Raw genomic sequence first — 18,172 nt, 5'->3', positions numbered from 1 at the left:
CCCGGCATAATCGCCCGGCGTGGAGACCGAGCGTCGGAGCCAGCCGAGACCGCCGAACCGGCTCAGCACGGTCCCGCTCGTGCTGTGCGTGGCGCTCTACTGCTTTCTCCGCGTCACCGACTACGTGCCGGTCGGCCCCTTCGACCTGCACCTCGATCGGGTCGAGTTCGCCACGGCCGTCACCGCGGTCGTGGCCGTCGGCGTGGTGTACCTGCTGCTCGCCTTCCGCCGTCCGCCCCGGCCCGTCGCGACCGGGCTCCTGCTGACGCTGGCCGGGCTGACCTACGGCCCGTACGCCCTCGTGCACGCGGGGTGGAGCCCGCCGGTGGCGGTGATCGTCGCCGCCGTCCTGCTGACGTTCACCGGCCGGCCGTCCTGGCTGCTCGCCGCGCTGGTGGTGGCGAGCGACCTGGCGGTGCGGATCGCGCTCGAGCCGGGCCTGGTCGACGCCGGCGGCGCGATCGTGCCCGGCCGGGTCTCGTACGCGGCGATCGTCGCCGTCGCCAACGGCCTGCTGCTGTTCGGGGTGGCCCGGCTCAGCCAGCTGCTCCGTGACGCCGACCGGGCCTCGGCCGGGCGCGCCGCACTGGCGGTCACCCGCGAGCGGCTGCGCGGCGCCCGGCACCTCGAGGAGGCGGTCGGCAGCCGGCTGGCGGCCGTCATCGCCGGGGCACGCGCCGACGACGGCGACCCCGCGGTCGCGGCCCGGGCGGCGGCCGCGACGGCCCGGGAGGCGCTGGCCCAGGTCCGCGAGGTCGCCGACGGCTACCGGGACCGTTCGCTGGCCAGCGAGGTCGACGCGGCCAGGGTCGTGCTGACGGCGGCCGGCGTCCCGGTCGTCGCCGGGCCGGTGCCGGCGGACCTGCCCGAGCCGGTCGACACGCTGCTGGGCGCGGTCCTGCGCCGGACGGTGGTCGGCGCGCTGAGCGGCGCGCCGCCGTCGAGCTGCCGGATCGAGCTGGACGGTTCGGCCCGCCTGCGGGTGGCCTGCACCGGCGGCGAGCCCGGCCGGCCGGCGCTCGACGACCTGACCGGGCCGGTCGAGCGGCTCGGTGGACGGTTGCGGGTCGACGGCCCCGGTGACGTCGAGGTGGAGCTGCCGGTCACTCCGCACGGTCCGTTCCGGACCCCCGTGCCCCGGCCGGTCGCCGGTGAGCCGTGGCTGGCGTGGGCGATCATGGCCGTGCTCGAGCTCGACCTGCTCGTCACCACGATCGTCCGGGCCGGGGGCGCCTGGGAGCCGATCTACCACGCCCAGCTGTCCGGGCTCCGGCTGGCGGCGGTGCTCGCGCTCGTCGTCCCGCTGAGCCTGTTGCAGTTGCACCACGTCCGGCCGCGGGGCGGGGACGCACCACCGTGGTGGCGGTGGACGCTGGGTCTGCAGATCGCGCTCGTCGCCGCGATCACGGCGGTCGGGGGTGCGGCCGTGCCCGCGCCGCAGTACGCCGGGCCGGTCGCCGGCGTCGTGCTGTTCCACCTGCGCCGGCCGGTGTCGTGGCTGATCGCCGCGGTGCTGATCGTCGGCACGGAGGTCGCCGAGATCCGCAACTCCGGTTTCGACTTCCCCGCCGATCTGCCGTACCTGGTGCCGTGGACGCTGCTGGCGATGGTCTCGGTCGCCGCGCTGTGCCGGCTGCCCGTCGCGGCCGAGCAGGTCGTCGCGTCGCAGCGGGAGCTGGCCCGGCTCGCGGCGCTGCGCGAGCGGCTGCGCATCGCCCGCGACACCCACGACCTGCTCGGCTTCCAGCTGTCGGCGATCGCGCTCAAGGCCGACCTCGTCGGCCGGGCGGCCGGAGCCGAGGCGCGGGACGAACTCGCCGAGGTGGGCCGGCTGGCCGAGGAGGCGCTGAACTCGGTGCGATCGGTGACCGCGCCGCCGGCCGGGCTGTCGTTCGCCGACGAGGTACGCAGCGCCCGCTCGATGCTCACCGCGGCCGGGGCCCGGGTCGACGTCGCTCTCGACGCCGCACCCGGGCCCTCGATCGAGGGGCCGCTGGCGATCGTGTTGCGTGAGGCCGTCACCAACGTCGTGCGCCACTCACGCGCGACGACGTGCACGATCGAGACCCGGCCGGTGCCGGGCGGCATCCGGCTGCGGGTGACCAACGACGGCGTCACCCACAACGGCGTCCCCCGCGGTTCGCCGCCCGCGGCACCGGGCCACGGGCTGGCGAACCTCCGGGCGCGGGCTCGGGAGACCAGCGGCGAGCTGACCGTCGCCCGGTCCGGCGAGCGGTTCACCCTCGACGCGCTGCTCCGCGAGTCCGGCCGATCGGCGCTCAGCGCAACGAGCTGAAGAACCGGCGGATGTCGTCGACGAGCAGGTCGGGCGCGTCGTGGGCGGCCCAGTGTCCGCCGCGGTCGTAGGTGTTCCAGGCGACGATGTTGGCGTGGTCGCGGTCGGCGAAGCGGCGCACGGCACGGAAGTCCCGGGCGAACACCGCGACCCCGATCGGGACCGACGTGGGTTTCGTCTCGGCGTCGGCCTGCGCGGCCCGGTGGTTCTCGAAGTAGAACCGGCCGGCCGAGGCCGCGGTGTTGGTGAACCAGTACAGCGCGGCGTTGGTGAGGATCGTGTCCGGTGAGAGGTCGGTGCCGAAGAGCTGCCCGCTCCAGGCGAGCTGCCCCGCCGGTGAGTCGGCGAGCGCGTGGGCCAGGGTCTGCGGCTGGGCCTGCTGCGCGCGGTCGTGGACGGCGTGCTCGGCGAACGCCTGACCGAACTGCAACGCCCCGTAGTCCTCGCCGCTGAGGCCGTCGAACTCGCCGTCGTCGCCGCGCGGGAACGAGAAGATCTGCGTGACGTGCACCCCGAGGACGTGGGCGCGGTCCAGCTCGCCGAGCAGCGGCGAGACGATCGACCCGCAGTCGTTGCCGTGGGCGCCGTAGCGGTCGTAGCCCAGGCGGCGCATCAGCTCGGACCAGGCGGCGGCGACGCGCCCGGCGTTCCAGCCGTGCTCACGGGTGGGGCCGGAGAACGCGAAGCCGGGCAGCGAGGGCACGACCACGTGGAACGCCGGCGCGTCCGGGTGTCCGTACGCGGCCGGGTCGGTGAGCGGCCCGACCAGGTCCAGGTACTCGACGAACGTGTTGGGCCACCCGTGGGTCAGGATCAGCGGGGTCGCGTCCGGGCGGTCGGACCGCACGTGGACGAAGTGGATGCGCTGCCCGTCGATCTCGGTGGTGAACTGCGGGAACTCGTTGAGGGCCGCCTCCTGGGCCCGCCAGTCGTACGACGTGCTCCACCGCTCGACCAGCGTGCGCACGTAGGCGCCCGGAACCCCGTACTCCCAGCCGGGTGGGGCCGGCACGCCCGCACCACCGGCGACCACCTCCGGCTCGGGCAGCTCCTCCACCCACCGGGTGCGGCGCAGCCGATCGGTCAGATCGTCGACGGCGGCCTGCGGGATGTCGATCCGGAACGGCGTGATCTCACTCATGACCCGTACCTCTCGCTGGTTCGTTGCTCTGCGTCAACGGTCCCAAGGGGCGGGAGCGGCGAGTAGTGCCGCGCACACCGGACGGGCTGCGTTTCGCCGCCCCCCGGTGTGCAGAATCCACATCGGCCTCAGATCCAGCCGGCTTCGGTCGCGATCCGGATGGCGTCGACCCGGTTGCGGGCGCCCAGTTTCGTCACCGCGGTGGCCAGGTAGTTGCGGACCGTGCCGGACGACAGGTTCAGCGCGGACGCGACCTCGACCAGCTCGGCCCCCGAGGCGGTGAACCGCAGCACGTCGCGTTCCCGCTCGGTCAGCGGGCTGGCGGTGGCGCCGAGCGCGGCGAAGGCCAGCTGCGGATCGATGACCCGCCCGCCGGCCGCGACGGTACGCACGGCGTCGATGAGGTCCTCCGGGCGGGACTCCTTCACCATGAACCCGGCCACGCCCGCCGCCTGCGCCCGGTGCAGCGTGCCGGGCCGGGCCACACCGGTCAGGATCAGCGTCCGGCACGCCGGCAGCCACTGGCACAGCAGCGCCGCCGCGCTGATCCCGTCCAGGCCGGGCATCTCGATGTCGAGCACCGCGACGTCGGGGTGGCTGCGCAGCGCGGCCGGCACGACCGCGTCGCCGGTCTCGACCGCCTCCACGACCGTGATGTCGTCGGCGAGGTTCAGCACCGCGACCAGCGCCTCCCGCAGGATGCGCACGTCCTCCGCCAGCAAGACCCGGACCACCCGCCGAGCCTACTGGGCGCCGGGGCTCAACCGTCCACGTTCGACGCACCGCCGAGGGCACGCCGGATCGCGGACTCGGCGTCGGACATCGCGAGGCCGGTCGGGACCACGAGCACCGCGACCGGCTCGCGCCGCGACGCCGGGTCGAAGGTCGCCCTGACGTCGGCCAGCGCGGTCTCGACCTCCGCGTGCGGGTCGACGCTTTCCCCGCGCAGCCAGCGGCGCAGCACGTGGTTGTGGGCCGCGACGACGGCGGCCGAGGTCAGCTCGGCGCGCAGCTCCGCGGCCTCGGACCCGTCGCCCCAGTCCCCGAGGAACCGGCGGAACAGCCGTTGGTACCGGGCGCCGCTGATCAGCTCCCGGTCGCGCAGCGCCTCGACGGCCGAGGTCAGGCGGTAGCGCTCGCGGGCCCGCTCGCCTTCGGCGACGTAGTGGAACAGCACGAGCTTGACCGCCTCGGTCACGGCTTTCAGCGCGGCGTCGGCGGTGGTGGAGGTCAGCCGCTCCTCGACGCGGCGCAGGAGCTCGTCGTGGTCGGGGAAGATCACCGCTTCCTTCGACCCGTAGGCCCGGAAGAACGTGCTCCGGCTGACGCCGGCCGCCGCCGCGATGTCCTCGACCGAGGTCTCCTCGTAGCCGCGGGTCGCGAACAACCCGAACGCCGCCTCGGCGATCGCGTCCCGCCCTGTGCCCATCGATCGTCCCTTCCTCGGACCGGTAGACATTCTGCTGCCTGAAACTTAGTCTCAAAATTTGACACTGAGCGTCAGGAGGCGATCGGTCATGGACACGGCACTCGCCCGGTGCGGGCTCTTCCAGAACGTCGAACCGCGAGCCGCCGAGGCGCTGGCGTCGAACCTCAAGTACCTCGACCTCTTCAAACGGGACGTGATCTTCGCCGAGGGCGACCCGGGCGACTCGCTCTACGTGGTGCTGGAAGGCAAGGTCAAGCTCAACCGGAGCGCCCCCGACGGGCGAGAGAGCCTGCTGGCGGTGCTCGGGCCGTCCGACCTGCTCGGTGAGCTCGCGGTGTTCGACCCGGGACCCCGCACGGCCAGCGCGGTGGTGGTGGCCGACGCCCGGGTCGCGCAGATGCGCCGCGACCAGCTGCGGCCGTGGATCGCCGAGCACCCGGAGATCGGACCGCAACTGCTCCGGGTGCTCGCGCGCCGGTTACGCCGCACCGGCGATCAGCAGGCCGACCTGATCTTCACCGACGTGCCCGGGCGGCTGGCCAAGGCCCTGCTCGACCTGGCGCAGCGCTTCGGCCTCCCCGAACGCTCCGGCCCCGACGACGCGGTCCGGCTCAACCACGAGCTGACCCAGGACGAGCTCGCCCAGCTGGTCGGGTCCTCGCGCGAGACCGTCAACAAGGCGCTGTCGCACTTCGCGACCCGCGGGTGGATCCGGCTCGACGGTCGCTCGATCGTGCTCCTCAACCGCGACCGTCTGGTCCAGCGCGCACGCTGACCGGCTCGTCCCGGGTGTACGACGCGGTGGCCTGTTTCGGCCACGGCGACCCCTCACCGCGGACGCGTCCACGACCCTCCGCGGGTCAGAACGGTTCCGGCCCGAACCGGCCCCAGGCGACGAAGACCGCCACCGCGAGGTAGAGCAGGTCGGGGACGATCGTGGCCCGCTCACCCCGGCGGAGCCGCATACCCGTGGCCCCCACGAAGAGCAGTGCCACGCACGCCGCGGTGACGGGCACCAGTACGGGTGCGATCCCGAGCACGGCCGGCAGGATCAGTCCGGCCGCGGCGAGCAGCTCGAGCACGGCGATGCCCCGGAGCGCGGCGGGGCTGAAGTCCATCACCCACGCCCCGGCGTGCCCCACCGCGGCGATCCGCTCCCGCGGGACGAACATCTTGGACGTACTGATCAGCAGGACGGTCGCCAGCAGCGACGCGGCGACCCAGAGCGCGAGGTTCATCGGAGCTCCCGGAGGTGAGGTGGTCGCCCACAGGACACCGCCGGGCCCGATCGTGTGACGGCTTCCGGGTCAGGGCCGGCGGCGTCCGAGCAGGCTCTCGGCCGTCCCCACGATCGCCTCCTCGGCCGGGCGCGGATCCCAGCCGAGCACGGTCCGGATCCGCTCGATGCGGTACGCCTTCACCGGGACGTCCGGCCCGGGGGCTTCTGCGGCCGGGAGCCGGTCGGCCCGCTCCGCGAACCGGCGCCGGAGGATCCGGGCGATCTGCTCACCGCGAGGTCCGCGCCCACCGCGGCGGCGTGGTCCCAGGCGGCGCGTTCGGCGATCGCCTTCGAGCGGATGTAGGCGGGCAGCGCGTCGATGCCCATCCCGGCCGTGCGCAGGCAGGCCGGCGCCTCGATCGTCCGCACGGTGTCCGGGTCGTAGCGGCGGTGCCCGCTGCTCTCGTCGCGCGGAACCGGCGCGATCAGCCCGATGCGCTCGTAGTACCGCAGCGTCGCCTCGGGCGGACCGCTGCGCCGCGCGACTTCCTGAGTCGCCACCATGTCCCGAGCCTGCCGCACCTGAAGCGCCTCAAGTCAAGGGCGAGCCGCGCCCTAGGATGTGCGGCATGTCCGATTCCGCGGCGCTGCGCGGGCGCCGGTGAGCGCCCGGCCGACCGCCACCGACGCGTTCCGGCTCGCCCGGCGGACGTTCCTGGCCGGCGAGCGGGTGGACCTGAAGCGGCTCGCGGCCGAGCTCGACGTCGACCGCAGCACGTTGTTCCGGTGGCTGGGCAACCGCGACCAGCTCCTGGTCGACATCCTCATCTCGCTCAGCGACCCCACGCTGCGCACGATCGTCCGGGACGCCGAGGGCACCGGCGGGCGGCGCGTCGCCCGGATCGCCGGTGCGTACGCCGCCGCGCTCATCGACGCGTCGTACTACCGGGAGTTCATGCGGCGGGAACCCGAACGCGCCCTCCGTCTGATCACGACGAAGGCCAGCCCGGTGCAGCGGCGCGTCGTCGACGAGTTCGCCCGCCTCCTCGCGCACGAATCCACCCGGGGTGAGCTGCGCCATCCACTCGGGACGAACGACCTCGCCTACCTGATCGTGCGGATCATCGAGTCGTTCATCTACGCCGACCTGATCACCGGCGAGGAGCCCGAGGCCGCGAAGGTCGAGACCGCGGTCGCGGCGATCCTGCGGGCCGACGGCCCTTGACCGGGTGACGCCGGTGCTGCAACATTTTCCGAAACGTTGCAGCGGCCGAGAGGCACGGACATGACCGAGGTGCACGGACACGTCGACAACCGCTTCTCCGCCGTGAGCGACGCACTGGCCAAGAACCTGGCCGACGGCGTCGAGGTGGGCGCGAGCCTCGTCGTCGACATCGGCGGGGAGACCGTCGTCGACATCTGGGGCGGGCACCGGGACGCGGCGCGCACCCGGCCGTGGACCGAGGACACGATCGTCACCGTCTGGTCCTCGACCAAGACCGTGACGAGCCTGGCCGCGCTGATGCTCGTCGACCGGGGCCTGCTCGACCCCTACGAGCGGGTCGCCCGCTACTGGCCGGAGTTCGCCGCCAACGGCAAGGACGCGGTCGAGGTACGTCACCTGCTCAGCCACACCTCCGGCGTCTCGGCCTGGGAGCAGCCGTTCGCGGCCGAGGACAGCTTCGACCTGGCCGCGTCCACCGCCAAGCTCGCCGCCCAGCCGGCCTGGTGGGAGCCCGGCACCGCGAGCGGCTACCACGCCAGCAACTTCGGACACCTGGTCGGAGAGCTGGTGCGCCGGGTGTCCGGGCGCAGCCTGACCGACTTCGTCGCCGAGGAGATCGCCGGCCCGGCCGGGGCCGACTTCCAGCTCGGCGCCCGCCCGGCGGACCACGGCCGGATCGCCACGATGCTGTCACCGGAAGCGGCCCCGCCGGCCGAGCTGCCCCCTCCCGACCCCGGCAGCGTCTTCACCAAGACCCTGATGGGCTCGTTCCAGGACCCCGCGATCGCCAACACCCCGGAGTGGCTCGCGGCCGAGAACGGCGCCTGCAACGGCCACGGCAACGCCCGGTCGGTGGCCCGGATCGTGTCCGCGCTGGCGCTGGGCGGTGTCACCGGCGGCGTGCGGTTGCTGCACCCCGAGACCATCGAGCTGATCTTCGACGAGCAGGCCCACGGCCCGGATCTCTTCCTGGGGATCCCGCTGCGCTGGGGTATCGGGTACGCGCTCCCGGAGCCCGAGGGCACGCCGTTCGTCCCGGCGGGCCGGGTGTGCTTCTGGGGCGGGTGGGGCGGTTCGCTGATCATCGTGGACGTCGAGCGCCGGATGACGATCAGCTACATGATGAACCAGATGCAGCCCGGCATCATCGGCTCCCCGGTGTCCGCCGCCTACTGCGACGTCATCACCGCCTGCGCCGCCGGAGCCTGACCCGTCAGTGCCAGTCGCTGATCGCCACGTCGCCCGGCGCCGGTGCACCCCGGCCGGTCTCGAGCCGGGCCTTGAGGCTGAGCAGGAACGTCGCCCACTTGGTGCTGCAGTGGTGCATGAACTCGACCGGCTCGGACCAGCCGCGATGGGCGAACAGGACGATCGTGTAGTCGCCGTCCCGGCGGAGCGTCCAGTCGATCGTGGTGCCGATCCACTCCGCGGGGCCGTCGGCGACCCGCCAGGTCACCCGGGCGGCCGGGCGGGTCGCCACGACGTCCATGTCGAAGCCGCCGACCGGCGGGAAGCGGAACTGCAGCCGGCCACCCGCCCGGCCGTCGCCGGTCGTGTCCTCGGTCCACCAACCGGCGAGCTGCTCCGCCGTGGTGAGGGCCTCGAACACCTCGTCCGGGGGCACGCCGTGGACCCCGACGCGGTGCAGGATGTCGACCATTCCCTAGTCCTCCGTATCCGTTGCGCCGCGCTGAATGGCTTCGGCGATCTGCTTGATCCGGTGCAGGCGGGCGTCCCAGGCGGTCCCGACCGCGGTCAGCTGGGCCACGGCGCGGGCCAGTTGCGCGTCGTCGACCCGGTAGCGCCGTTCCCGGCCGGCCGGGGTCGACCGGACCAGACCGGCCCGGTCGAGCACGCCGAGGTGCTTGGCGACCGCCTGGCGGGTCACCGGCAGCCGGTGGCCGAGTGAGGTGGCGGTGCCGCCCCCGTCGGCGAGCAGCAGGTCGAGCATCCGGCGCCGGGTGGGGTCCCCGATCGCCGACCACAGGTCGTCGTCGACCGCCGCGAGCGACGTCACGGCCGCACCTGGAGCGTCACGGCGTAGGGGGCCAGGCGGGGCAGGAAGTGGTCCCAGCCGGTGACGTGCTCGCGGTACTGCTGCTCGAGCACCGCGGCCTCCCAGCCCTGCTCCCGGAAACCGGTCTCGCGGAACGCCAGGACCGTGCCCGCCCCGGACGGCCGCAGGTCGAACGTGACCAGCAGCGAGTTGCGCTCGGTCGCGGGCCGGTCGGCCGGATGCGCCCACCGGAACGAGAAGGTGCGTGGCGGCACCGCGTCGACCACGGTGAACGGCACCGCCTTGCCCCCGGCGCCGGGGTCGCCGAAGGTGATCTCACCGATCGCGCCGGGCGCCGGCTCGAACCGGGCGGCGTCCGGCCACCACCGCGCCAGGTGCTGCGGGCTGCTCACCACGTCGAACACGACCTCGGGCGACGCGTCGACGTAGATCTCGCGGGCGATCTCTCCGTACTCCATGACATCCTCCTGCAACCGTTGGTTGCAGGAAGCCTACCCAGCCGGCGACGCCAAGCGCAACCCTTGGTTGCACATCGATTCCTTTGAGGTCCGGCGCCGGTCTGTACAGGGAGACGTCCACTCCCCGAGAAGACCGAGGCCCACCACCGATGAACACTCCCCCCACCATGCGCGCACTCCGGCAGATGTCACTCGACGGCCCGCAGGCGCTCCGGCTGGTCCCCGACGCGCCGGTGCCGGGCCCGGGGCCGGGCGAGGTCCTGATCCGGGTCTCCGCCGCGGGCGTCAACTTCCGCGACGTCATGCGGTCCCGGGAGGCGTTCCCGGGCGATCCGCGTCCGCCGTTCGTGGCCGGCTTCGAGGCGGTCGGCGAGGTCGTCGCGGCCGGCACCGGGGTGAGCGACCCGCCGCTCGGCGCGCGCGTCACCGGGATCGGGGAGGGCGCGTTCGCCGAGTACCTGGCCCTGCCCGCAGCGGCCGCCGTGCCGGTGCCGCCGGGCTGGCGGGACCGGGACGCGCTGGGCCTGGTCGTGAACTGGCCCACCGCGCTGGCCGCACTCAAGCCCTTCGGCCGGCTGGCCGCCGGACAGACCGTGCTGATCCACGCCGCGGCCGGCGGGACCGGCCAGGCCGCGGTCCGCCTCGCCAAGCACTACGGGGCGACGGTGATCGCGGCCGCCTCGCCGGGCAAGCACGACGTAGTGTCGGCCCTGGGCGCCGACCACGTCCTGGACTCGTCCGACGGCGACCTCACCGGGCCGGTGCGCGAGCTGACCGGCGGAAAGGGTGTCGACCTGGTGCTCGAATCGGCCGGCGGTACGGCGTTCGCCGCGAGCCTGGCCGTGGCCACGCCGGTCACCGGCCGGGTCGTCGTCTACGGCCTGGCCGGCGGCGACGCCGTGCTGAGCAACCGGGGCCTGGTCTACGACCACCAGGTGCACGTCATCGGCCTCAACCTCGGGGTGCTGATCGGCCGCGCGCCGCGGATCTTCGGTGAGGTCATGGCGGAACTGTCCGCGCTGGCCGCCGCCGGCGTGCTCGTCCCCGGCGCACCGGCCGTCCACGACCTGGCCGAGGGACCGCGCGTGCTGGCGGCGCTGGAGGCCCGCACGACCGTCGGGAAACTGGCGCTGGTGCCGTGACCGATCGGGACGGGTTCGCGGCCGAGACCGGGCGCTACCGCCGGGAGTTGCTGGCGCACTGCTACCGGATGGTCGGCTCGGCGCACGACGCCGAGGATCTGGTGCAGGAGACCTACCTGCGGGCCTGGCGTGCGTACGCCGGCTTCGAGGGCCGCGCGTCGGTCCGGTCCTGGCTCCACCGGATCGCCACGAACGTCTGCCTGACGGCCGTGGAGCCGCGCGTGATCCGCCTGCTGCCCTCCGGTCTCGCCGGGCCGTCCGCCGATCCCACCCGGCCGCCCCGCCCGGTGGACGCCGCGTGGCTGGAGCCGTTCCCGGACGCCTGGATCTCCGCACCGGCTGACGACCCGGCCGCCGTGGTGGTCCGGCGCGAGACGCTGCGGCTGGCGCTGATCGCCGGCCTGCAGCACCTGCCCGCCCGTCAGCGCGCGATTCTCCTGCTGCGCGAGGTGCTGGCGTTCTCCGCCGCCGAGACCGCGGAGATCCTCGGCACCACCACCGCGGCGGTCAAGAGCGGGCTGCAGCGCGCCCGGGCCCGGCTGGACGAACTGGACCCGCAGCCGGACGACCTGCTCGAACCGACCGACCCGCGGGCCCGCGCGCTGCTCGACGGCTACATCGCGGCCTTCGAGCGGTCCGACGCGAACCTGCTGGAGCGCGTGCTGCGTACCGACGCCACGCTGGAGGCGACGCCGTTCGCCGACTGGCAGGCCGGCCGGGACCACTGTGTCGGCCTGCTCGAGCGCTACGTCCTGGGGAGCCCTGGCGACTGGCGGATGATCCCCACCACGGCCAACGGCCAGCCCGCCGCCGTCCATCACCGCGGCGCGCCCGACGGCGTGGTGGTGCTCTCCCCCACCGCCACCGGCGTCTCGCGCGTCGTGAAGTTCCACGAGCCCGCGCTGGTGACGATGTTCCCCTGAGCCCGGGCCGCTCACCGGTTCCGGTCGACGCTCCCGACGAACTCGTGGACGGTCGCGGCGAACGCGGCCGGAGCCTCCTGCGCGACGAGGTGTCCGACGCCGGGGATCGTGACCGCGCGGACGTCACCCCGCGTGACCTGGCGCATCGTCGTCTCGGTGAGCGGCGCGTTGATCCCGTCGACGGCGAGCACCGGCATCGTCAGCGGCTGCGACTCGGCGAGCGCGCGGGTGCGGGCGGCGTCGTCCAACAAGGAGCGGTAGAGCCCCTGGGTGCCCCGCCAGCCGCCGGGGCGCGAGTAGGTCCGGACGAACTCGTCGAGGTCGGCCTCGGTCACCGCTCCCGGAACCGCGGTCATCAGGTCGACGGCCCAGTCGATCATCGTGCGTTCCCGGCCGGCCAGGAACAGCTCGGCGATCCCGGGAGCGGCGAGGAACCCGACGTGCCAGGAGCCGCCGTTGAGCACGTCGGCCAGCCTCTCCAGGCCGTACCCGGGGAGCGTCGTCTCGACGGCGGTGACACTGAGGACGTCCCCGGGGTGCGTGGCGGCGAACCGGAACACCGGGCCTCCGGTGACGTCCTGGCCGGTCATGTGCACCGGACCCACGCCTAAGTGGGCCACCAGCCGGTGCAGGTCCTCGGCGAGGGTGGCGACGTCGTGATCACCCCCGGGGTCGGCCTCGGAGTCGCCGAAGCCCCGCAGGTCCACCGCGAACACCCGGTGGTGGGCGGCCAGCAGCGGGATGACCCCGCGGAAGGCCCACCAGGTCTCGGGCCAGCCGTGCACGAGCAGGATCGGCGAGCCGGTCGTCCCGGCCGAGACGTAGTGCAGGGCGCCCGCGGTGTGGTGCGTGACGCCGTCGAGTGTCGCCGCCATGGCGCACCTCCCAAAATAGACAACCAGGTTGGCTATTAAAGTAGTCAACCTGGTTGTCTCTGTCAACGCCCCCTACGCTGCCTCCATGTCCTCTCGCTCGGGCGCCGACCTCGCCTTGCTGCTGCTGGGCAGCTACCGCAACCTCGTGGACGAGGTGACCAGGGAGCTGGCCGCCCGCGGCTATCCCGACTCACGCCCGTCGCACGAGTACGCGATGCGCGCGATCCGGGCCGGCGCCGACAACGCCTCGGAGCTCGGCCGCCGGCTCGCGATCACCAAGCAGGCCGCCGCGAAGACGATCGCGGTACTCCTCGACCGCGGCTACGTCACCGCCGAGGCCCACCCGGACGACGCCCGGCGCAAGCACGTCCAGATCACCGAGCACGGGCTGGCGCTGATGCGTGCGGGCGAGGCGATCTTCGACGAGGTGCGGGCCCGCTGGGCGGACCGCCTGGGCGTCGAGGAGCTCGAGCGCCTGGAGGCCCAGCTCGCCCAGTTCGTCGGCGACTCCCCGATCCGCCTGGACGCCCCGGGCTGGGCCGCCCAGGAACTCTGAGTTCGCTCAGGTGGCGAGGGTGGCGGCCGGTGGGAGGTCGTAGGTGCGGGCGTAGCCGTTCTCGACGCCCACCAGCAACTCCACCACCTCGAAGTAGCGGTCCCAGAACGGCGTCTCGCGCAGCGCGTCGATCAGGAGGCGGTAGGCGTCGTGGTCGTCGGCCTCCCAGACCCAGATGTCGGTGACCCGGGCCGAGTAGAACTCGGTGTCGTAGAAGCGGGAGCGGACACCGCGGGTCCTGGCCTCGATCACCGGGACGACGTCGGTGGTGAAGGCCCGGACACGTTCGGCCACGGTCATCGCGAGCCACTCCGGGGTCGTCTTCACCAACATGAACGCGGTGACCGGGGACTCGGTAGGGGCAGTGGACATCGGTTACCTCCGAAGAGCGGGATCAGTGCCGCTCCAGGGTGCGAACCACCACCCCCCGGCCACAATGGGAACTTCAGCAAAGGATCGTTGCCCGAAGTGGAATCATGCCTGTGAGCAGCCCGAACCTGGACGCCAACCTCGCCGTCGCGCTCGATGCTCTACTGGCCGAGTGCAGCGTGACCCTGGCCGCCGCCCGCCTGCGTACCTCGCCGGCGGCGATGAGCCGCACGCTGGCCCGGCTCCGGCGGGTGCTGCGTGATCCGCTGCTGGTCCGGGCCGGTCAGACGATGGTGCTCACGCCCCGGGCCGAGGCGCTGCGGGACGAGGCCGCGGCGGTGGTGGGCCGGCTGGAGGCCCTCCTCGCCCCCGGCGGCGACGTCGACCCCGCCGCGCTGGTGCGCACGTTCACCGTCCAGGCGTCCGATCTGGTCGGTGCGGCGCTGGCGCCGGGGCTGCTCGGGCCGGCCCGGAGCCGGGCGCCGGGCGTGTCGCTGCGGGTGCTGACCGAGGACGGGGAGGCCGGCCCGGCGCTGCGCGACGGCCGGGTCGACCTCGAGATCGGCGCGGTCGACCACTCCGATCCGGAGACCCGGATCGAGGAGCTGGTCACGCTCCGGTTCGCGGCCGGCGTCCGGGCCGGGCACCCGCTCGGCCAGGGGCCCGTCACCCCCGCGCGGCTGGCCGAGGCCGACCACGTGGTGGTCAGCCGTCGCGGGCACTTCAGCGGCCCGCTCGACGCCGCGCTGGCCGGGCACGGGCTCACCCGGCGGGTCACCGCCGTCCTGCCCGGACACCTGGCCGCGATGGCGCTGGCCGCGGCGAGCGACGTGGTGTGCCTGGTGCCGGTCGCGCGGCCGGGCGAACCGCCGACCCCGATCACCGACGCCGCCCGGGCGCTGGGGCTGGACCTGGTGGAGATCCCGGTGACCCTGCCGCCGCTGACGATCAGCATGGCCTGGCACCCGCGCCACTCGGCCGACGGCGCCCACCAGTGGCTGCGCGACGCCGTACGCCGGGCGCTCCGACCGGCGTCACCGCGCGGCGCCGGGTCAGTACCATGAGCGGGCTTTCGTCCGAACGAGCCGATGTGGAGTGCGAACATGCCGCTGGACGGGAAACTGCCGGACATCGACACGTCGGTGGCGCACCCCGCCCGGCGGTACAACTACTGGCTGGGCGGCAAGGACAACTTCGCGGCCGACCGGGAATCCGGTGACGCGATCGCCGCGGCGTTCCCGGGCATGGTGATCGCGGCCCGGGAGAACCGGAAGTTCCTGCGTCGCGCGGTCCGGTTCCTCGCCGCCGACGCCGGCCTGCGCCAGTTCCTCGACGTCGGCACCGGGATTCCGACCACGCCGAACCTGCACGAGGTGGCGCAGGACGTCGACCCGTCGGCCCGGGTCGTCTACGTCGACAACGACCCGATCGTCCTGGCGCACGCGAACGCGTTGTTGACCGGCACCGACCAGGGCGTGACGACGTACGTCGACGCCGACGTCCGCGACCCGGCCCGGATCCTCGCCGAGGCGCGCGAGACGCTGGACTTCGACCGGCCGATCGGGCTGACCCTGCTGGCGATCATGCACTTCGTCCCCGACGCCGACGGAGCCCACACGCACGTCGCCGAGCTCGTCGACGCGCTGCCGCCGGGCAGCTACCTGGCCCTGACCCACGCCACCGGCGACTTCATCCCGCCGGAGGTCGTCGCCGAGATGGCCAAGCGGGACGCCCGGTCGAAGTCGCCGGTGGTGGATCGGGACCGGGCGGCGTTCGCCCGGTTCTTCGACGGCCTGGAGCTGGTCGAGCCCGGCATCGTGACGGTGGCCCGCTGGCGCGAGGACACCGAGGACGGCGACCGGCCGGCCGACGAGACGGTGTCCCTCTACGGCGCGGTCGCCCGCAAACCCTAGGGCCGGACGATCGTGCGCAGGTGCGCCGCGATCTCCTCCGGCGACGGCATCGCCGCGATCCCCGCCTGCACCTCACGCGCCTTCGCGGCGAACGACTCCTCGGCCAGCACCCGGCGCAGCGCGTCGGCGACGGCCGCGGGCTCCGCGGCCCCCACCGGCAGCGCGAGGCCGGCACCGGACGCGACGATCCGATCGGCCTGGAGGAACTGGTCGGCCCCCTGCGGCACGATCACCATCGGCACCCCGCGCGAGAGCGTGCCGAGCGTCGTGCCCGCCCCACCGTGGCTGACCACGGCCGCGACGCCGTCGAGCAGCTGCGCGAGCGGCACGAACGGGGTGAACTCCACCCGCTCGGGGTTTACGTCGAACTGTTCGGGCTTGGCGAACAGGCCGAGCGTCACCAGCAGATCCACGTCGACGTCGGCGAGCGCGGTGAGGATCGGCTGCAGGACGTCCACCTCGGTGAAGACCGTGCCGAACGTGACGAGCACCCGGGACCGGTGCGACGGCCCGGTCGGCGACACCGAGAGGCCCGGCACGCGGTGCGCCTCGGGGCGCAGCAGCACCGACTCGATCGGCGGCGTCGCCCCCTCGAACTGGAACTGCGGCGGGCACACGTCGAGCAGCAACCGGCCCGACGGGGTGGTGGCCGGCGGCGTGAGCCCGCGGTCGGTGTAGCGGGACGCCACCGTCCGGGTCATCGCGTCGGTGTAGATCGACGGCAGCAGCGGGCCGAACGTCATCGTGACCGACGGGACGCCGAGCGACTCGGCGACCAGCGGGCCGACGAAGTCGGTGAACTCGTTGACGATCAGGTCGGGCGCGAACTCGGCCGCGACGCGCAACGCCTCGTCGGCGGCGAAGTCGAGGAGGGCACCGGCGAAGAGCCCGGCGACGCCCTCGGGCTCCGGGTCGTCGGCGGCACTGTGGCCGGTGCGGCGGATCGACTCGGCCAGCGCCACGTCCATCGGGACGCCGGCGGCCAGGAACGTGAACCCCTCGGGTTCGACGGCGGGACGCAGGATCTCCGCCGATAGCACCGCCACCGTGTCGCCCTGTGCCCGTAACGCCCGCGCCAACGGCAAAAGCGGGATGAAATGCCCGAAGGCCGGCGACGTTGAGAAGAGGATCTTCATACTCATCAGAATAGCATTCTGATGAAATGAGGTCCCCTCTAGACTTCGGTGATGGCACCGGCCACCCGTCGACAGGACAGCGCGGCGTACACGCGCACGGTCATCCTCGAAGCCGCACTCGACCTGTTCTGCGCGCACGGCTACGCGTCGACCACCGTGAACGACGTGGCCGCGCGGGCCGGCGTCGCGGTCGCCACCGTCTACACGAGCGTGGGCAACAAGACGACGCTGCTGCGTACGCTGGTCCAGCGGTCGGCGAACGCGACCGAGATCGACGAGAGCGTCGCCACCGCCGCCGCGGCGGCCGACCCGCGCGGGATCATCGGCCTGGTGGCCGCCGCCACCGGCGACGGCCACGAGAAGTACGCCCGGGTGATCCGGCTGATGTTCGAGACCGCGACGACCGTGCCGGAGATCGCCGACGAGACCGAGCGCGTGGTCAGCGGCTACCGCGCGAACCTGCGGATCTCCGCCACCCGGCTGCAGGAACTCGGCGCGCTCCGCGCGGGCACCACGGTCGAGTCGGCCGTCGACGTGCTCTGGTTCTACTTCGGCCTGTATTCGTTCCCGACCCTGGTCCGGGACAACGGCTGGTCCTACGACCGGGCGAAGGAATGGCTCGCCGACCGGGCCGCGGAGGTCCTGCTCGACCGGGGCTGACGGCCCCTACGACCGACGCCGGCCGGTACGGCGGCGATGACACGTGAGGGGGCACGCCGGCATGGACGAGGTCGAGATCGTCGTCGCCCATCGGCAGCGGGCCACGCTGCGCGTCGGCGACGTGTTCGTGAAGCTCGACGGCGACCCGGCGCACGCCGAGATCGAGGTGCGGGCGATGGCCCTGGCCCCGATCCCCACCCCGCCGGTGCTCTGGCACCGGCCGCCGGCGCTCGCGATCGCCGCGGTGCCGGGAACCGCGCTGGGCGTCCTCGGCGAACCGTCGGCGGCGTCACCGGCCGCGTGGGCCGCGGCGGGCGCCGCCCTCCGCCGGTTGCACGAGGCGCCGCCCCCACCCTGGCCGGGACGCCGCCTCGACGACCTGGCCGCCGAACTCGAGCGCGAATGCGCGTGGCTGCTCGCCCACGGCGCCCTGCCCGCGGAGGTGATCCGGCGCAACCGCGAGATCGCCGGGGCCGCGCTCCGGCCGTGGCACCCGGCGTTCATCCACGGCGACCTGCAGATCACCCACGTCTTCGTCGACGGCGACGCGGTCACCGGCGTGATCGACTGGTCCGAGGCCGCCCCCGGCGACGCCCACTACGACCTCGCCATCCTGACCCTCGGGCACCCGGAACGCCTCGACGACCTGCTCGCCGGTTACGGCGCCGACGCGGACCGGGACGTGATCCGGGCCTGGTGGTCGCACCGCAGCCTGGTGGCCTCGCGCTGGCTGATCGAGCACGGCTTCGACCCGGACGCGCCGGGGTGCGAGTTCGACGTGCTCCGGGCCCAGCTACGCACCTGAACCGCCGG

22 protein-coding genes are annotated in these 18,172 nt (G+C 73.6%); 11 read left to right on the top strand and 11 right to left on the bottom strand.

Features of this window, described 5'->3' with window-relative positions:
• Nucleotides 1–19: 19 nt before the first annotated feature.
• Nucleotides 20–2,296: a sensor histidine kinase gene (locus CRYAR_RS43300; RefSeq protein WP_051570625.1), complete on the top strand. Its 2,277-nt coding sequence runs from the start codon at nt 20–22 to the stop codon at nt 2,294–2,296.
• Here the strand turns inward: CRYAR_RS43300 and CRYAR_RS18975 are convergent.
• The 3 genes from CRYAR_RS18975 to CRYAR_RS18965 form a co-directional block, all read right to left on the bottom strand.
• Nucleotides 2,280–3,437 carry an epoxide hydrolase family protein gene (locus tag CRYAR_RS18975; protein ID WP_035852615.1) on the bottom strand — a complete coding sequence of 386 codons (1,158 nt, stop codon included), beginning with the start codon at nt 3,435–3,437 and terminating at the stop codon, nt 2,280–2,282. The two genes, CRYAR_RS43300 and CRYAR_RS18975, sit on opposite strands and share 17 nt — an antisense overlap.
• Nucleotides 3,438–3,565: 128 nt before the next feature.
• A complete protein-coding gene (locus tag CRYAR_RS18970; RefSeq protein WP_035852614.1) occupies nt 3,566–4,171 on the bottom strand; it encodes a response regulator transcription factor in 606 nt (201 codons plus the stop codon).
• Nucleotides 4,172–4,197: 26 nt separating this feature from the next.
• Entirely contained in the window at nt 4,198–4,866 is a 669-nt protein-coding gene (locus CRYAR_RS18965) for a TetR/AcrR family transcriptional regulator (RefSeq protein WP_035852612.1), read from the bottom strand.
• 88 nt (nt 4,867–4,954) lie between these two features.
• Between CRYAR_RS18965 and CRYAR_RS18960 the strand changes: the two genes are divergently transcribed.
• On the top strand, nt 4,955–5,641 hold the full coding sequence (locus CRYAR_RS18960) for a Crp/Fnr family transcriptional regulator (protein ID WP_035852611.1): 687 nt from the start codon (nt 4,955–4,957) through the stop codon (nt 5,639–5,641).
• Between the two features lie 85 nt (nt 5,642–5,726).
• Here CRYAR_RS18960 and CRYAR_RS18955 read toward each other — a convergent pair whose 3' ends face one another.
• On the bottom strand, nt 5,727–6,104 hold the full coding sequence (locus tag CRYAR_RS18955; protein ID WP_035852610.1) for a DoxX family protein: 378 nt from the start codon (nt 6,102–6,104) through the stop codon (nt 5,727–5,729).
• Nucleotides 6,105–6,283: 179 nt separating this feature from the next.
• Nucleotides 6,284–6,649, bottom strand: a complete 366-nt coding sequence (locus tag CRYAR_RS43295) for a MerR family transcriptional regulator (protein ID WP_051570624.1) — start codon at nt 6,647–6,649, stop codon at nt 6,284–6,286.
• A gap of 97 nt (nt 6,650–6,746) precedes the next feature.
• Here CRYAR_RS43295 and CRYAR_RS18945 point away from each other — a divergent pair, with 97 nt between their 5' ends.
• Both CRYAR_RS18945 and CRYAR_RS18940 read left to right on the top strand, forming a co-directional pair.
• Entirely contained in the window at nt 6,747–7,310 is a 564-nt protein-coding gene (locus CRYAR_RS18945) for a QsdR family transcriptional regulator (protein ID WP_035852609.1), read from the top strand.
• 60 nt (nt 7,311–7,370) lie between these two features.
• Nucleotides 7,371–8,519 carry an EstA family serine hydrolase gene (locus tag CRYAR_RS18940; RefSeq protein WP_035852606.1) on the top strand — a complete coding sequence of 383 codons (1,149 nt, stop codon included), beginning with the start codon at nt 7,371–7,373 and terminating at the stop codon, nt 8,517–8,519.
• A gap of 4 nt (nt 8,520–8,523) precedes the next feature.
• On the opposite strand, the gene CRYAR_RS18935 is transcribed toward CRYAR_RS18940, so the two are convergent.
• Genes CRYAR_RS18935 through CRYAR_RS18925 form a run of 3 tightly spaced genes read right to left on the bottom strand, consistent with a single transcriptional unit; the run spans nt 8,524 to nt 9,785 of the window.
• The gene (locus CRYAR_RS18935; protein WP_035852605.1) at nt 8,524–8,970 is read right to left on the bottom strand and encodes an SRPBCC family protein; all 447 of its coding nucleotides are present in this window, start codon (nt 8,968–8,970) and stop codon (nt 8,524–8,526) included.
• A 3-nt stretch (nt 8,971–8,973) separates the two neighbouring features.
• The gene (locus CRYAR_RS18930; RefSeq protein ID WP_035852604.1) at nt 8,974–9,327 is read right to left on the bottom strand and encodes an ArsR/SmtB family transcription factor; all 354 of its coding nucleotides are present in this window, start codon (nt 9,325–9,327) and stop codon (nt 8,974–8,976) included.
• Nucleotides 9,324–9,785, bottom strand: coding sequence for an SRPBCC domain-containing protein (locus CRYAR_RS18925; RefSeq protein ID WP_035852602.1), 462 nt, complete (start codon nt 9,783–9,785; stop codon nt 9,324–9,326). Before CRYAR_RS18925 ends, CRYAR_RS18930 begins: the two co-directional genes overlap by 4 nt.
• A 149-nt stretch (nt 9,786–9,934) precedes the next feature.
• Here CRYAR_RS18925 and CRYAR_RS18920 point away from each other — a divergent pair, with 149 nt between their 5' ends.
• Together CRYAR_RS18920 and CRYAR_RS18915 are read left to right on the top strand one after the other, a co-directional pair.
• A complete protein-coding gene (locus tag CRYAR_RS18920; protein WP_035852601.1) occupies nt 9,935–10,927 on the top strand; it encodes a zinc-binding dehydrogenase in 993 nt (330 codons plus the stop codon).
• Nucleotides 10,924–11,850, top strand: a complete 927-nt coding sequence (locus tag CRYAR_RS18915) for an RNA polymerase subunit sigma-70 (RefSeq protein ID WP_035852600.1) — start codon at nt 10,924–10,926, stop codon at nt 11,848–11,850. Before CRYAR_RS18920 ends, CRYAR_RS18915 begins: the two co-directional genes overlap by 4 nt.
• An 11-nt stretch (nt 11,851–11,861) precedes the next feature.
• Here CRYAR_RS18915 and CRYAR_RS18910 read toward each other — a convergent pair whose 3' ends face one another.
• The gene (locus tag CRYAR_RS18910) at nt 11,862–12,725 is read right to left on the bottom strand and encodes an alpha/beta fold hydrolase (RefSeq protein WP_035852599.1); all 864 of its coding nucleotides are present in this window, start codon (nt 12,723–12,725) and stop codon (nt 11,862–11,864) included.
• Between the two features lie 85 nt (nt 12,726–12,810).
• On the opposite strand from CRYAR_RS18910, the gene CRYAR_RS18905 reads away from it, so the two are divergent.
• Entirely contained in the window at nt 12,811–13,281 is a 471-nt protein-coding gene (locus CRYAR_RS18905; RefSeq protein ID WP_035852597.1) for a MarR family winged helix-turn-helix transcriptional regulator, read from the top strand.
• A gap of 6 nt (nt 13,282–13,287) precedes the next feature.
• Here the strand turns inward: CRYAR_RS18905 and CRYAR_RS18900 are convergent, their stop codons facing one another.
• The gene (locus tag CRYAR_RS18900) at nt 13,288–13,653 is read right to left on the bottom strand and encodes a darcynin family protein (protein ID WP_035852596.1); all 366 of its coding nucleotides are present in this window, start codon (nt 13,651–13,653) and stop codon (nt 13,288–13,290) included.
• Nucleotides 13,654–13,757: 104 nt separating this feature from the next.
• Between CRYAR_RS18900 and CRYAR_RS18895 the strand changes: the two genes are divergently transcribed.
• Nucleotides 13,758–14,714 (top strand): LysR family transcriptional regulator, encoded by a 957-nt coding sequence (locus tag CRYAR_RS18895; RefSeq protein ID WP_157017888.1) that lies wholly within the window; start codon nt 13,758–13,760, stop codon nt 14,712–14,714.
• 39 nt (nt 14,715–14,753) lie between these two features.
• Complete coding sequence (locus tag CRYAR_RS18890; RefSeq protein ID WP_035852595.1) at nt 14,754–15,563, top strand: SAM-dependent methyltransferase; 810 nt, start codon at nt 14,754–14,756, stop codon at nt 15,561–15,563.
• Here the strand turns inward: CRYAR_RS18890 and CRYAR_RS18885 are convergent.
• On the bottom strand, nt 15,560–16,705 hold the full coding sequence (locus tag CRYAR_RS18885; RefSeq protein ID WP_211247535.1) for a glycosyltransferase: 1,146 nt from the start codon (nt 16,703–16,705) through the stop codon (nt 15,560–15,562). The two genes, CRYAR_RS18890 and CRYAR_RS18885, sit on opposite strands and share 4 nt — an antisense overlap.
• A 45-nt stretch (nt 16,706–16,750) precedes the next feature.
• Here CRYAR_RS18885 and CRYAR_RS18880 point away from each other — a divergent pair, with 45 nt between their 5' ends.
• Both CRYAR_RS18880 and CRYAR_RS18875 read left to right on the top strand, forming a co-directional pair.
• Nucleotides 16,751–17,359 (top strand): TetR/AcrR family transcriptional regulator, encoded by a 609-nt coding sequence (locus CRYAR_RS18880; RefSeq protein ID WP_035852592.1) that lies wholly within the window; start codon nt 16,751–16,753, stop codon nt 17,357–17,359.
• Between the two features lie 61 nt (nt 17,360–17,420).
• Complete coding sequence (locus CRYAR_RS18875; protein ID WP_035852590.1) at nt 17,421–18,164, top strand: phosphotransferase family protein; 744 nt, start codon at nt 17,421–17,423, stop codon at nt 18,162–18,164.
• The last annotated feature ends 8 nt before the right edge of the window (nt 18,165–18,172 follow it).

The sequence above is a fragment of the Cryptosporangium arvum DSM 44712 genome (assembly GCF_000585375.1).
In the GTDB taxonomy this organism is placed as follows: domain Bacteria; phylum Actinomycetota; class Actinomycetes; order Mycobacteriales; family Cryptosporangiaceae; genus Cryptosporangium; species Cryptosporangium arvum.
The sequence above is the reverse complement of the archived record's forward strand: the minus strand, read 5'-3'. Positions and strand labels throughout refer to the sequence as shown.